The 14,085-nt window shown below is 59.3% G+C and carries 17 protein-coding genes; 6 read left to right on the top strand and 11 right to left on the bottom strand.

Annotated features, from left to right (window positions below):
* Nucleotides 1-121 precede the first annotated feature (121 nt).
* A complete protein-coding gene (locus C8029_RS11050; RefSeq protein ID WP_226946306.1) occupies nucleotides 122-1,696 on the bottom strand; it encodes an ABC transporter permease in 1,575 nt (524 codons plus the stop codon).
* A gap of 351 nt (nucleotides 1,697-2,047) precedes the next feature.
* Between C8029_RS11050 and C8029_RS11045 the strand changes: the two genes are divergently transcribed.
* Nucleotides 2,048-2,926, top strand: coding sequence for a hypothetical protein (locus tag C8029_RS11045; RefSeq protein ID WP_009570803.1), 879 nt, complete (start codon nucleotides 2,048-2,050; stop codon nucleotides 2,924-2,926).
* Between the two features lie 45 nt (nucleotides 2,927-2,971).
* On the opposite strand, the gene C8029_RS11040 is transcribed toward C8029_RS11045, so the two are convergent.
* Nucleotides 2,972-3,664 carry a hypothetical protein gene (locus tag C8029_RS11040; RefSeq protein ID WP_152002909.1) on the bottom strand — a complete coding sequence of 231 codons (693 nt, stop codon included), beginning with the start codon at nucleotides 3,662-3,664 and terminating at the stop codon, nucleotides 2,972-2,974.
* Nucleotides 3,665-3,675: 11 nt separating this feature from the next.
* Nucleotides 3,676-3,948, bottom strand: a complete 273-nt coding sequence (locus C8029_RS11035) for a DUF2312 domain-containing protein (protein ID WP_009570805.1) — start codon at nucleotides 3,946-3,948, stop codon at nucleotides 3,676-3,678.
* Between the two features lie 180 nt (nucleotides 3,949-4,128).
* Between C8029_RS11035 and C8029_RS11030 the strand changes: the two genes are divergently transcribed.
* Complete coding sequence (locus C8029_RS11030) at nucleotides 4,129-4,344, top strand: hypothetical protein (RefSeq protein ID WP_009570806.1); 216 nt, start codon at nucleotides 4,129-4,131, stop codon at nucleotides 4,342-4,344.
* A gap of 403 nt (nucleotides 4,345-4,747) precedes the next feature.
* Complete coding sequence (locus tag C8029_RS11025) at nucleotides 4,748-5,758, top strand: phosphoadenosine phosphosulfate reductase (RefSeq protein ID WP_152002908.1); 1,011 nt, start codon at nucleotides 4,748-4,750, stop codon at nucleotides 5,756-5,758.
* 8 nt (nucleotides 5,759-5,766) lie between these two features.
* On the opposite strand, the gene ureG is transcribed toward C8029_RS11025, so the two are convergent.
* The 3 genes from ureG to C8029_RS22730 are packed head-to-tail and all read right to left on the bottom strand — an operon-like array spanning nucleotide 5,767 to nucleotide 7,631.
* Entirely contained in the window at nucleotides 5,767-6,381 is a 615-nt protein-coding gene (ureG, locus tag C8029_RS11020) for an urease accessory protein UreG (RefSeq protein ID WP_009570808.1), read from the bottom strand.
* 43 nt (nucleotides 6,382-6,424) lie between these two features.
* Complete coding sequence (locus tag C8029_RS11015) at nucleotides 6,425-7,060, bottom strand: urease accessory protein UreF (protein ID WP_152002907.1); 636 nt, start codon at nucleotides 7,058-7,060, stop codon at nucleotides 6,425-6,427.
* Entirely contained in the window at nucleotides 7,053-7,631 is a 579-nt protein-coding gene (locus C8029_RS22730; RefSeq protein WP_009570810.1) for an urease accessory protein UreE, read from the bottom strand. Before C8029_RS22730 ends, C8029_RS11015 begins: the two co-directional genes overlap by 8 nt.
* 121 nt (nucleotides 7,632-7,752) lie before the next feature.
* Between C8029_RS22730 and C8029_RS11005 the strand changes: the two genes are divergently transcribed.
* On the top strand, nucleotides 7,753-8,883 hold the full coding sequence (locus tag C8029_RS11005) for a hypothetical protein (protein WP_152002906.1): 1,131 nt from the start codon (nucleotides 7,753-7,755) through the stop codon (nucleotides 8,881-8,883).
* A 62-nt stretch (nucleotides 8,884-8,945) separates the two neighbouring features.
* A complete protein-coding gene (locus tag C8029_RS11000; protein ID WP_152002905.1) occupies nucleotides 8,946-9,269 on the top strand; it encodes a hypothetical protein in 324 nt (107 codons plus the stop codon).
* A 34-nt stretch (nucleotides 9,270-9,303) separates the two neighbouring features.
* Here the strand turns inward: C8029_RS11000 and ureC are convergent, their stop codons facing one another.
* The 5 genes from ureC to C8029_RS10975 are packed head-to-tail and all read right to left on the bottom strand — an operon-like array spanning nucleotide 9,304 to nucleotide 12,877.
* Entirely contained in the window at nucleotides 9,304-11,016 is a 1,713-nt protein-coding gene (gene ureC / locus C8029_RS10995; RefSeq protein ID WP_152002904.1) for an urease subunit alpha, read from the bottom strand.
* Between the two features lie 11 nt (nucleotides 11,017-11,027).
* Nucleotides 11,028-11,402, bottom strand: coding sequence for a lysozyme inhibitor LprI family protein (locus C8029_RS10990; RefSeq protein ID WP_009570814.1), 375 nt, complete (start codon nucleotides 11,400-11,402; stop codon nucleotides 11,028-11,030).
* Entirely contained in the window at nucleotides 11,399-11,704 is a 306-nt protein-coding gene (locus tag C8029_RS10985; RefSeq protein ID WP_009570815.1) for an urease subunit beta, read from the bottom strand. The genes C8029_RS10990 and C8029_RS10985 overlap by 4 nt, the downstream gene beginning before the upstream one ends.
* A 10-nt stretch (nucleotides 11,705-11,714) precedes the next feature.
* On the bottom strand, nucleotides 11,715-12,017 hold the full coding sequence (locus C8029_RS10980; protein ID WP_009570816.1) for an urease subunit gamma: 303 nt from the start codon (nucleotides 12,015-12,017) through the stop codon (nucleotides 11,715-11,717).
* Between the two features lie 23 nt (nucleotides 12,018-12,040).
* Nucleotides 12,041-12,877 (bottom strand): urease accessory protein UreD, encoded by an 837-nt coding sequence (locus C8029_RS10975; RefSeq protein WP_009570817.1) that lies wholly within the window; start codon nucleotides 12,875-12,877, stop codon nucleotides 12,041-12,043.
* 162 nt (nucleotides 12,878-13,039) lie between these two features.
* Here C8029_RS10975 and pyrC point away from each other — a divergent pair, with 162 nt between their 5' ends.
* Nucleotides 13,040-14,080 (top strand): dihydroorotase, encoded by a 1,041-nt coding sequence (gene pyrC / locus C8029_RS10970; protein WP_009570818.1) that lies wholly within the window; start codon nucleotides 13,040-13,042, stop codon nucleotides 14,078-14,080.
* The last annotated feature ends 5 nt before the right edge of the window (nucleotides 14,081-14,085 follow it).

Below are 14,085 nucleotides of genomic sequence, written 5' to 3'. Positions count from 1 at the left end.
ACCTACTGATTACAAATCAGTTGCTCTACCAGCTGAGCTATAGGGGCACACGGCGCTCATTTAAGCGTTGGGTTTCGCGGGTGCAAGCGATTTGTGACGGAAAATTCGCTGACACGCCCCGTCAGGTCAAATCGGCGGCATTTTCTGAGCGGGCCATGAGGATCACCGCCAGCAAACTCACGGAAATCACCAAAAGGGCTGCTGGCGAGGCTTCTTCGAGATGTTCGAGCGAAGCCTTTTCAAACACACGGGTGGCGAGCGTGTTGTAGTTGAACGGGCGCAGCAGCAGCGTGGCGGGGAGTTCCTTGACGCAATCGACAAAGACCAACAAAAGCGCTGTGCCGACAGAGCTGCGGATCAGTGGCACATAGACCCGGCGCAACGTCCCGCCGAGGGTTTGGCCCAGCGAACGTGCCGCCATCGGCAGGGAGGGTGCAACCCGCCCCATGGCCGCGTCGGTGGCGCCTTGGGCGATGGCGAAAAACCGCACCATATAGGCCAACACGATGGCAAAGGCGGAGCCGGTGAGCAACAGGCCGACATCGCGCCCGGTCATCGTCTCGATCGCATCGGCGACGATATTGTCCAGGCCCGCGAGCGGGATCAGGATGCCAATGCCCAAAACAGCACCAGGGGCGGCATAACCCAGCGTGGTCAAAGGCAGGATCATCCGCGGCAATTTGCGCCCGGTCATGCGCACGCCGTAGACCATGAACAGCGCCGCAAGCACGGTCAAAACCGCCGCAGACCCGGCCACGACCAAGGTGTTTTTGAGCGCGATCAAAAGCCCCGGGGCCAGCCATTGATCCGGCTCGCCCAACGCGTGATAGCCCATGACGGACACAGGCAACACAAAACCGATCAGGAACGGCACAGCGCATAACAACGTCGCCAAAAGCCCCTGCCAACCAACCAGTTGAATCTGAGAAATCGGACGGGGATGGCGCGCACCGGAATGAAACCGCGCCCGCCCGCGCGAGGTTTTTTCAAGACCGACCAAAAGGAACACCACAACCAACACCACCGAAGCGATTTGCGCCGCACCGCCCGCGTTGCCGCCCTCAAGCCATGTGGAGAAAATGCCGGTGGTCAGCGTCTGGACCGAGAAATAATTCACCGTGCCGTAGTCTGAGACCGTTTCCATCATCACAATCGCCGTGCCCGCCGCAATGGCCGGGCGTGCCAAGGGCAAGCCAACGCGGAAAAACCGCGCGAAAGGCCCCGCCCCCAGCGCGCGCGCGGTTTCATAAACCGAGCCGGATTGTTCGCGAAAAGCGGCACGCGCCATAAGAAAGACATAGGGGGACAAAGCGGCGGCCAGAACGATGATGGCGGAGCCCAAAGAGCGGATCTCCGGCACCCAATAGTCGCGCGCGCTCTGCCAACCAAAGATGTCACGCATCAGGGTTTGAACCGGCCCTGCATATTCAAAGAAATCGACCAACGCATAGGCACCGACATAGGCCGGGATCGCCAAGGGCAACAACAACAACCACTCAAGCGCGCGCGAGCCGGGGAAGCGATACATGGTGACCAGCCACGCCGCCCCCGTCCCCACAGCCCCCGCCAAAGCAGCCACACCAAAGGCCAACCATGCCGTCGTTGCCAGATAGCGTGGCAAGGTCGTGGCCAACAGATGCGGCCAGATATTGTCACTGGGATGAAAGGCGATCCAGATCACGGCCATAAGCGGCATCAACACCACGGCGGCAATCACAAAGGCCCCCACCGACCAGGGTGAAACCTTGGACACACGGGTGAGCGCGCCATGCCGAGGCTCAGGTCGAGGCTCGGGCTGAGCCTCGGAACAGGGGGGGAGTTGCGGCGGAAACTGAGTCATTTGGTCGGTCATTCCGGAGCCATAAGCGAAATCGGTTTCCCTGTCCAGAAAACTGCCTATATTGGGACACGTCTCAAACACCGCCACAGAGCGGTGACAGAGGGGCACTGTTGCACCATGGCCAAACCGGGGGCCAAACCGGGGGGCCAATCCGGGCGGCTGTGGAAAGGCACTCGATCAGAGCAGAACAGGAAAGCAGCCAAACCCATGATTATCTCCATCCATATCGGGGCACATAGCACCAATGGGGCGCAACTCATGCGCGGGCTGTTGAAAAACAAAGCCGTTTTGGCCGATCATGGCGTTGCCGTGCCGAACCCGTCGCTCTACCGCGACGTGCTCCCCGACGTGATGCGCAAGGTCAAAAGTGCCCGCGCCACGCCCGAGACTCAGGAGATGTTGCTCGACCAGATGCTTGAAAGCGATGACTGTACCCGGCTGGTGTTGAGCTATGAGGATGTGATTTGCCTGCCCGCCTTTATCTTTGACAAGGGCAGATTGTACACAAAGGCCAGTTTCAAATTGCCTTGGCTGTGCAATGTCTTTGCCGATCATGAGGTCGAATTCTTTATCGGCCTGCGCAATCCGGCGACGTTTATCCCCGCCGCATTCAGCCAATGCGGCCCCAATCTGACTTATGAAAGCTTTATCGACACTACCGATCTTGAGAGCCTGCGTTGGTCGGATGTATTGACCCTGATCCGCAAATCCTGCCCGAATGCCGCGGTCACCTGTTTCGCCTATGAGGACACACCGCTGACCTGGGCACAGATCATGCGGGACATCGCCGGGATCGGGCCGATGGTGCCGATCTCAGGCGGGCTTGATATTTTGGCGACGATCATGAAACGCGAGGGCATGAAACGCCTGCGCACCTATCTCAACACCCATCGACCGCAAAACGAAGTGCAACGGCGGCGGATTTTGACGGCTTTTCTCGACAAATACGTCGACGAAGACGCGCTTGAGGAAGAAATTGATCTGCCGGGTTGGGATGAGGCTTTGATCGAACGTCTGACGGAGCTTTACGAGGACGATCTCGATCTGATCGAAACGATGGAAGGCGTGCATTTTATCGCCCCCTGACGCAACGCGTGACACACTATGACGCAACGCTGCCCAAGCGAGGTGTCAACCAGCCGCCAGATGCACCGCAATCAACCCCTCCAGACCGCTGACCGGGTGCGCCCTGACCCACCGCGCCACACGGCACCCGGCCTTGCCATAAAACACCGCCTCGCGCGCGCCATCTGAGTGGCGCCACTCCGCCGCCGTTTGCGGCAAAGCCCCCGCCCCCGGATCACAGCTCAACGGGTTCAAATCAAAACGCGGATCGCGCGACACATAGGTGGCGATGCCCTCGTCCACCCAAGCCGGGAAATACCGCATAGCGCGCACGCCAATCTGGCGGTGCAGCGCCACATGGGCCAATTCATGGGCAATGATTTCCGTGTCATGCCCGCTCGGGCCCAGATAAAACAACTGCGCACCATAGGTCAGGGCACGGGTTTGGTGCCCGCCCATGACGGTGTTGCAGGTCTGGGTGTAACACAGGAAAATACGCGGGCGTTTTTCGACCGCCATCGGTCCAAACGCCGCACTCACCCGCGCTTCGGCCAAGCTCAAACGGCGCAGGATCTCCTGATCCGCCGCCGGGGTATTGGCCTCGCTGAACACATTTGGGCCAATGGTTTGAAAGCCAAAACATCCGGGGCAAAACGCGGCGAGAACCGGCGTAAAGCCAAGCGCCAAAAGCCCAATCCCAAAGCCCGCACTCAATGCGATCAGAGACAGGACAAGCCGTTGGCCCCAGCGCCGGGTCACAAAACCACGCCTCAGCTCATGCCCAGCGCTTCTTTATACATGTCGAGAATGGCCTCTTCTTCGGCGATTTCATCCGAGGATTTCTTGCGCAAAGCAATGATTTTACGCATCACTTTGGTGTCGTAACCACGGCCTTTGGCCTCGGCCATCACCTCTTTTTGTTGATCGGCAATGTCCTTTTTCTCCATTTCAAGACGCTCAAAGCGTTCGATGAACTGGCGCAGCTCCTCTGCCGTGACACGGTAAGAGCTGTCGGGGCCGGGGGTATATTCGTCGTCCATCATGTCGGGACCTTCCTGATGCGCAAATGTCGAAATGAGCCTGATCCCTACCCGCCCGGATGCCCCAAAGCAAGCCTTCGGATCATGCAAAGCGGCGCTCTTTTGCCACCTCAGACTTGCCTCATGTCACCGAAGCCGCTAGGCGAAAGCCACGAGAGTTTTGGACAGATAAAGGAGAGTCAGATGGAGTGGTTGATTTGGACCGGCGCAGCCCTTGCGCTTTCGGGCGTGGCGCTGTTGATCTATTGCATCATCGCGGCTTTGAAGGCCAAAAAACTCGGCGGCACTGACGAAGACATCCGCGCGCGCCTGCAAAAAGTCGTGGCGCTGAATCTTATCGCCTTGATGATTTCCGCCATTGGTCTGGGTGCGGTGACGATTGGCATCATTTTAGGCTGACCCGCGACACGAGCGCGGCCCTGCGACGCAGAGCATCGCACAGCCACAGCGAGTCGCAATCCCCACCCCATCCCCAACCAAAACGCTGCATCTGCGCGCATTCTTTTGCCATAATTCTTAGCGTGCCGTCACCAAAACGCTGACGGAACGCACATCGTTTCGCCATTGGCGACAGTCCGCGTATCTCCCAGAGAATTTCTTTTGATCGCCGCCAAAACACCCTATTTGGATAACAGATCGTTAACCAAATTCACGCCTTCTGATCTCACGCAGCCAATCGCACAATCGGGCGGGGTCGCGAGGCAGACAGGCGCGTTGTGGTGAGCGAAAAAGACCATGACGCAGAGGCAATGGACCGGCGAGACAACCGGCCAAACCAGCGACGCAAGGAGAGAACCGCACGATGGACGATCTGGAGACTGACCTGCAAAAGGCCGTGGCGGATTTAGAAGACATCTCCGATTTTTCGCGCGCAGAATGGTGCGACGCGATTGAAGATCTGTCCGAAGAGCTCGGCTATTATCAGCCGCTCGGCTCCGATTTCTCGGCTGCGTTCTTGGATGAAAAACCTCGACTCTTGGTGTGTTTTGACACCTATGAACGCGCAACAGAGCGCACCGATCTGGGCTACCCGCACGGGATGATGCTGGCCGCTCATCACGGTTGGTCCACCCTCACCCTGATCGCCCATGGCCCCGACCCCAAAAACGTCTGGTTCCGCGCGCCTGAAATCACCCGCTATTTCGACCGTCTCGTCGACGAAGGCTTTTTTGAGGATTTCGATCAGGTGGTGTTTTACGGTGCCGGGGCCTGTGGTTACGCCGCAGCCGCCTATTCCGTAGTTGCCCCCGGCGCGACCGTGATCGCCATTGCGCCCCAAGCCACACTGGATGGCCGTCTGGCGTCCTGGGATCATCGTTTCCCGGCCACTCGGCGGATGGATTTCACCTCCCGCTATGGCTTTGCCCCAAATATGGTTGATGGTGCAGATCGGGTGTTTATCCTGTATGATCCAAAGATCGAACTGGACGCAATACACGCCGCCCTGTTTCATCAACCGCATGTCAGCCGCGTCCCCTGCCGCCTGTTTGGGACCGACCCGGAATTTGAAATGATGGAAATGGGGGCTCTGGCGCCGATCCTTGTGGCCGCGATGCAGGGCACTCTCGATCAACGCCGGATGACACAGGCGTTGCGCATGCGGCGCGAACATTTGGGCTATTTGCGGCGGCTCTTGGGCGAATTGGCCCCAGACAATCGCCCGATGCAAACCGCGCTTTTATGCCGCCATGTTGTCAAAACCCGCCCCGGCGCGCGCCGGTTCCGCCGTGCGTTGCAAACTGCGACATCCGCTTTGGAAGAGAAAGGCGTGACATTGCCGTGGGAAAAAGAGGCTGAGGGGCTGGGCGCCTAGCCCTACGCCTATCCCAACCCGCCCTCGTCTTCGACAAACCGCACCGCCTCGGCCACGCCCAAACCGTTGCGCATCGAGGCCATGATATAAGGCCGCCCGCCACGCGCGCGTTTGGTGTCTGCCTCCAAAAGTGCCGGATCGACGCCGACATAGGGGGCAAGATCGACCTTGTTCACGACCAATAAATCAGACCGCGTCACCCCCGGTCCACGTTTGCGTGGGATGTCCTGTCCAGCGGCGGTGTCGATCACATAGATCGTCAAATCCGCGAGTTCCGGCGAAAAGGTCGCGGCCAGATTGTCGCCGCCGCTTTCAATCAAAATCACATCGAGATCTGGAAACGCCGCATTCAAATCCGCCACGGCGGCCAAGTTGATCGAGGCATCTTCGCGAATTGCCGTATGCGGGCAACCGCCGGTTTCCACGCCGCGAATGCGTTCCATCGGCAAGATTTGTTGCCGCATCAACGCCTCCGCATCCTCGCGGGTGTAGATGTCATTTGTGATCACCGCGACCGAGTAAGTCTCTGACAAAGCCTTGGCCAAAGCCCCGGTCAATGTGGTTTTGCCCGCGCCCACGGGGCCGCCGATTCCAACGCGCAAAGGTCCGTTTGGGGATGCCATCGTCTGTCTCCTGTTGATCTTGAGTGGTGATCCTGATGGGCTCTCAGGTTTTAAAAATACGCACATCCATATCTTCGTGTCGCGCCGCCATCAGATCGCCGGCAAAAGCCCCGGTCGTCAACCCCGCCTCCGTCGCGGCCAAAGCCTCTTCGGCCACTTGCGCGATCATGCTGTGCAGGTTTGACAAAACCGTCTGCCCCACCGCCTGCCCCAAAGGGACAAAGCGCACGGCGGCGGACACAAGATTGGAGGTAAAGCTATGAAGATAAAGTGAAATCACCGTTTTGACAGGCAAATCAAGCGCGCGCGCCGCCCCCCCCACCGCCACCGGCAAAGCCCGTGCCGGGGCCTGGGAGCCGCCCATCTGCGCCACGGTTCTGGCAAAGGCCGCGCCCTGTTCATAGGTTTCGTGCCAGCGCTCGCGCGTGCCAGCCAAAGCCTCTGCCAGTGCCGCCATCTCCTCCACATCCGCGCCCTGCACCACCATCGACAACAGCCAGGCGTCAACCCGGCCACCGCCCTTTTGCAGCGTCAGCGTTAACCATGTCTCAAGGCTTGCGCCATCGCTCACCACTCCCTCCGTGACCGCCAATTCCAGCGCATGGGAATAGGCGAAAGAGCCCAGCGGAAACGCCGGTGAGAGCCATTGGGTCAGGGTGAGCAGGCTTTGGTCAGTCATGGGGGTGATCGTGGGAATGGTCGTGGGCATGCTCGTGGTGGTGATCATGGTTATGCGTATGGGGGTGGTCATGGCCGTGGTCGCCGTGCACATGCCCCATATGTTCATGCCCCCCATGCTCATGCCCCATGGTGCGACCATGACCATAGGCCCCGCCTTCCGGGCTAAACGGCGCAATAATGTCGTGCACCTCTGCCCCCAACTGTTCCAACATCGCCTTCAGCACCGGGTCGCGTTGAATGATCAAACGATCCGGCGCGATTTCGCAAGGCGTATGGCGGTTGCCAATGTGCCACGCGTAGCGCGTCACCGTATCCCCGGTGATGGCCAAAAGCGCCTCTTCAGCGGCCACCACTCCGATGACCCGTCCGTCCTCAAGCCGGATACCATCGCCAGCCTGCAACGAAATGGTCTGCGGCAGATCGAGAAAAATCGCCTCCCCTGCCGCTGTCATCAGCTTTTTGCGGCGCACCAACCGTTGATCATAGGTTAACGCAACCGTGTCGCTGACGGTGTCTGTGGCCCCAGAGCCGCCGCCGGGCAGCACGTCAAAGGCTTTCATCGCGCTCATTTCATACTCTCCTTCAAGAATTGGGACTTTCTTAACCGACTCGCCCCCAAATAGAGGCCAAGGAGACCCAGACCATGAGTTCTAAGCCCATATCCTTTGACCCCATAACCGTTGTGACGCCATGACTTTGCCTCCCCATGATCATCCCGCTTTAGAGGCCGTGGACGAATTGGCCACTGTGCGCGCGCATATCGAACGCCTCCGCAACCGCGAGGCGGAGCTTTGCGACGAAATCCGCAGTTTTGCCACACAGACCGGCGGGATGCGCGTCTGTGGCACCTCCCGCGATGCCGTGATCGAACAGCGCCGCCCGCGCCGGGTTGATCTTGGAAAATTGCCGAAAGAGGTGTTTCTCGATCCAAGCCTTCTCATCGAGCAGGCTGAAACCGTTGTGTTGATCTGGCCGAAAACAACAGCCGCCGCTGTGCCCTCTGCCCTCCCCGCGCCGGTCTCACACCTGGACCCCGCCCTCACCGACACCCCGGAGGCGCGCCCCTCTGATGGGCCTGTCGATGTGCCCCCTGAGCAAAGGGCCGACTCCATGGATTTTCCCGAGATCACAGATGATCTGCCGCAAGAACAGGTTTTCAAGACCGAGGAGATGGACGTCGGGTTCGGAGGTTTGGAGGAAACCTCGGATGATCGCCTCATTGATGATCGCCTCATTGAAGTCAGCATTGCATCAGAACCCGCGACGACAGCCAGAGGCTCTGTGACACCTTCCCCCACCGAAATGCGCACCATCGGGGCGCCCGTGAATGAAGGGGACCCGATCGGTGACATGCTGGACCTCAGCGACAGATTTGAAGCGGTCGACAGCCCTGAAGACATCAATGTCGCAGCACCTGACCTCCCCCCTTTTGCGCGCGACGCACCTGCCCCCCGACCAGAGGAGAAGATCACCGTCACCAGCGAAGATCCATTTGGCCTCAAAGACGCGCCCCAAACGCCGAGCCCCCCAACATACCTGGATGTAACGGCGGATGGAGCCCCCGAATGTGAGACCCCGCGCGATCTGCGTCCCACGACCCATGCGCATCTGCAACCTATGGCCGGTCTGCACGAAGAAGAGATCGCACAGGCCCTTGCGGATGCCGACGCGCCGCTTGATCCGGTGACCTTGTCCGAAGCGCTGAGCGAGGCCCAAAGGCTTGAAACCGAAATGGATTTACAGGTGGAGCTTGGCAAATTTGATCTGAGTGACGACCTGCCCGCCGCCTTCGCCACATCCCGCGCGATCTCGGGCGGTTGACCCGAGCGCAATATCCCGCCCAACCACGCCATGATGAATCCAGAAGGAGACACACGATGTTCATGACCCGATCCCCGGCCGACGAACTGGCCAATATACGCGCCAAAATCGCCGAATTGCGCGCCCGCGAAACCGCGCTGGAGGCGCGCTTTATCGAGATGAACGACACTGGCCGCTTTGTCGGATTTTCCTACGATGTCGTGGTGTCGCGCACCGCCTATCAAGTGTTCGATATTTCCAAGCTGCCGGACAGCATCCTCAACGACAACCGCTTTTACGCGACCAAACACGTCACCTCGATCCGCACCGAACCGCGCGATGAGGCCGACGCCTTCATGCTGCCGCAAACCGCGAGCGAGGAGTTTGACGTGATCGAACACCATTAAAGTATCGGCCCTGAGATCGATCCAAACACGCCCTTCAAAACAGAAAATAGCGCTGCGCCATCGGCAATTCAGAGGCGGGTTCACAGGTCAACAACTCCCCATCAGCGCGCACCTCGTATGTTTCCGGGTTCACGTCGATCTTGGGCGTCGCCGTGTTCATCACCATCGACGACTTACCAATCTTGCGGGTGTTCTCCACCGCCACGGTTTGTTTGTGCAGACCCAAAGAGGCGCTGATGCCTTCGGCCTGAGCGGCGGCAGAGACGAACAACACGGCGGAATGTTCCACCGCGCGCCCCATGGCGCCAAACATCGGGCGGGTATAGACGGGCTGCGGCGTTGGGATTGAGGCATTCGGATCGCCCATTTGCGCCACGGCAATTGAGCCGCCCAAAAGCACCATCTCCGGTTTCACACCAAAGAACGCCGGTGACCACATCACCAAATCGGCGCGTTTGCCGACCTCGATCGACCCAATCTCGCGGCTCATCCCATGGGCAATGGCCGGGTTGATCGTATATTTCGCAATATAGCGCTTCACCCGAACGTTGTCATTGTCGCCCGTCTCGTCCGACAAGCGACCGCGTTGTTTCTTCATCTTATCCGCCGTTTGCCAGGTGCGGATCAAGACTTCGCCCACTCGCCCCATCGCCTGACTGTCGGAGGCGATGATCGAAAACGCGCCCATATCATGCAGGATGTCTTCGGCGGCGATGGTTTCTTTGCGAATGCGCGATTCAGCAAAAGCCACATCTTCGGGAATGGATTTGTCGAGGTGGTGACAGACCATGAGCATGTCGAGATGCTCTTCCAACGTGTTGACCGTGTAGGGCCGTGTCGGGTTGGTGGAGGACGGGATCACATGCTCCTCCCCCACCACTTTGATGATGTCGGGGGCGTGCCCCCCGCCCGCGCCTTCGGTGTGAAACGCGTGGATTGTACGGCCTTTCATCGCCTTGACCGTATTCTCGACAAAGCCGGATTCGTTCAATGTATCCGTGTGGATCATCACCTGAACGTCCATGTCATCGGCCACGGACAGACAGCAATCAATCGCACCGGGCGCGGTGCCCCAATCCTCGTGCAGCTTCAGCGCCGCCGCGCCCGCTTTGACCATTTCGACCAACGCCTGCGGTTGGCTCGCGTTGCCCTTACCCGCCAATGCGATGTTCATCGGCACACCGTCCAGCGCCTGCAACATCCGACCGATATGCCACGGACCGGGGGTACAGGTGGTGGCCAAAGTGCCATGCGCCGGCCCTGTGCCGCCGCCCAACATCGTGGTCAGGCCAGAATGCAGCGCATCTTCAATCTGTTGCGGACAAATAAAATGGATGTGGCTGTCAAAGCCGCCCGCCGTGATGATCCGGCCTTCGCCCGCGATCACCTCGGTCCCGGGTCCGACGATGATGTCAACATTCGGCTGGGTGTCGGGGTTCCCGGCCTTACCGATCCCGGCGATGCGCCCGCTTTTGAGACCGATGTCGGCCTTGAAAATCCCGGTCACATCCAAAATCAACGCGTTGGTGATCACCGTGTCAACGGCCCCTTGGGCGCGCGACAATTGCGACTGTCCCATGCCATCGCGGATCACTTTGCCACCGCCAAATTTGACCTCTTCGCCATAAGGGCCCGTCAGGTCGCGCTCGACCTCGATGATCAAATCCGTGTCGGCCAACCGAACCTTGTCGCCCGTGGTGGGGCCAAACATATCGGCATAAGTCGCGCGGGAAATTTTTGCAGGCATCTCGGTCCCTCTCAGTACGTCTGATAGGCAGAGCGCATCTCGTCCGTGCGCTGCCGTGTTAAACTTGCCAAACAACTGCTCATGATCAGCGGCTGGATCGACCCGCCCTCATAGAGCACCGCCTCCGCCTCACAGGCAGCGTCCCGATAGGGAATCCACGCCCGTTGCGCGGTCCTCAACGCATCAGCAGCGGTTTGGCCATAGCCTTTGGCGCGATCCATGGCCCATGCGTAGGTCTCATTAAGCTCCACATCCGCAGCTTGATAATCCTGATAGGAACAGATGTTCATGTCGGTTTGCGTCATTGCATTGTCGCAATCCACCTGCGGCTCTTCCGCCAAGGCAGGTCCGCAAAACGCAATCAGTATCAGAGCTTTACGGATCACAACGCACCCATCACTTGCTGATTGAAGCCGTAGACTTCGCGCTTGCCAGACAGCGGCACAAGGCTGACTTCGCGGGTTTGACCCGGCTCGAACCGCACCGCCGTGCCCGCCGCAATGTCGAGCCGCTTGCCGCGTGCGGCGTCGCGGTCAAAGGACAGCGCGGCGTTGGTCTCATAGAAATGGTAATGTGAGCCGACCTGCACCGGGCGATCGCCGGTGTTGGAGACCTCAAGCACGGTCACCTCAGCGCCCGCGTTCAACTCGATGTCGCCCTCAGCAATGAAATACTCACCTGGAATCATGACGGTCTCCTTAACGAATGGGGTGATGGACGGTGACCAATTTGGTGCCATCCGGGAAAGTCGCCTCGACTTGCACCTCGGGGATCATCTCGGCGATGCCCTCCATACACATGTCTTTGGTCACGACATGTGCCGCAGATTGCATCAGTTCGGACACCATTTTGCCGTCCCGCGCGCCTTCGACGACGAAATCGGTGATCAACGCGATGGCCTCGGGATGGTTCAGCTTCACGCCCCGCGCAAGGCGCCCACGCGCCACCATCGCGGCCAAAGAGATCAATAGTTTGTCCTTTTCCCTCGGGGTCAGGTTCATGGTCGTCCCTCGTTTGATTCAAGTCACATTTGCCAGACGCGCGGCAGGTCCACACCTCTGATCTGCTTCAAAACCCGCGCAACATAGCGCCTCAGCGGATAGCCATCCGGCGCCATCGCTCGGATCACAAGTTTGCCGTTCCAGCCCGACACCCCGGCGCTCACGCCCTCTTGCGCCGTCTGTTTGACCAGATCGGCCAAGGCTTCGGCACCCGGCGCGAACATCCCAATGGTCGCTACCGCGCGCGCCCCGCCGAGCGTCACCGCATGATCGCGCGCGGCCAAAAGGGCGGCGTCGATCTCGAGCGGTTCCAAAAACTCAAGCCGCCCATTGCGGCGGATTTCGCGACGGTCCCGCAGATGCAGCGTTTGCAGCGTCTCACCCATGGCAGCACGGCCAAAGATCAGCGACTCGACAGAGACAAACCGTGCGTCCCCGACGATCTCGGCACAAGTGCGTCGATTGAGACGCGCATTTTCAAACAAGATGGTTTCCTGCGGCAACCAATCGAGCCGCGCCCCCGCCCCGGCAATCAGGCGCACAGAGACATCGGCATCCGCACCATGGGCAACAGAGGCATAGGCGCGCTCGGCGGTTTGTGTGGTGCCAACAAGCGCCGCGCCCGCCTCAACCTCAAGCGTGTAATCCAACTGATCCCCGGCGGTTAACCCACCGGATGTATTGAGAAAAACCACCTCTGGCACTTTGGTGTGCACCCGCGGCAACATTGCTTTTGCGGAGCCGGATTGGTGCAAATCCTTCAACCCATTCATGCCCATGACCACAAGCGCACGCCCACGCACACGCTGCATGGTTGGCACCGCGGTTTGGGGCGGGGTTTGAAGTGAGGTATCGAGCATCCAAGTCTCCAAGTCGTCACCACGCTAGCCTTGGCCCGGCAGAGGCTTCAATCCCGGAGCCGCCCGATTGTACACAATCGCCGCGAAAACTGACCATCCGCTTAAAAAATAAGCACAAACTGCCATCTGGTGCTTTGTGCCGGAACGCGGTAATTCAGGGGCATGATCGATACACTCACCCTCCGCCGCCCCGACGATTGGCATTTGCATCTGCGCGATGGCGCGATGCTCAACGCCATTTTGCCCGAAACCACACGTCATTTTGCCCGCGCAATCGTGATGCCGAACCTTGTGCCCCCCGTGGTCACCGGCGACGATGCAGCCGCCTACCGCGAGCGCATCCTCAAAGCGAACCCGCGCAAAGGTCAGTTTGAGCCGTTGATGACGCTCTATTTGACCGAGCAAACAGACCCTGAAGACGTGGCCATGGCCCATGCCAGCGGCTTGGTGAAAGCGGTGAAATTATATCCGGCGGGGGCGACGACCAATTCGGCCTCGGGTGTCACGAATTTTGAAAACGTGCGCGCCGTGTTGGAAAAAATGGCCGAGATCGGCCTGCCGCTGTGTATCCATGGCGAGGTGGTGACACCAGACGTGGATATTTTTGATCGTGAAAAAGTGTTCATCGACACCGTGCTCGACCCGATCCGCCGCACCACCCCCGGCCTCAAAGTGGTCATGGAGCATATCACCACGAAGGACGGCGTCGATTACGCCCGTTCTGTGGATGAGGGTCTGGGCGCGACGATCACCACGCATCACCTTGTGATCAACCGCAACCACATCCTCGTGGGCGGGATCAAACCGCATTATTATTGCCTGCCCGTGGCCAAACGTGAAACGCATCGTTTGGCTTTGGTGGAGGCGGCGACCTCTGGCGACAAACAGTTCTTTTTGGGCACCGATTCCGCACCGCATTTGGACGGGGCGAAAGAGACCGCATGTGGGTGTGCGGGATGTTTCACCGCCACGAACACCATGTCAATCCTCGCCGAAGTGTTTGAAAAAGAGGGGAAACTGGACGCCCTCGAAGCTTTCACCTCGATCAACGGGCCGACATTCTATGGCCTGCCGCTCAATGAGGCAACGATCACGCTGCGCCGGGGCAATCCGGTCCGCTACCCCGCCAAAATCGACACCGAAAACGGTCCCGTGACCGTATTTGACCCGCAAATGCCGCTCCATTGGAGCGTCGAGGCCTAAGACGA

This window comes from Roseobacter sp. TSBP12, from assembly GCF_009129705.1.
GTDB lineage: Bacteria > Pseudomonadota > Alphaproteobacteria > Rhodobacterales > Rhodobacteraceae > Celeribacter > Celeribacter baekdonensis_A.
This window is presented reverse-complemented; position numbering and strand designations above follow the sequence as displayed.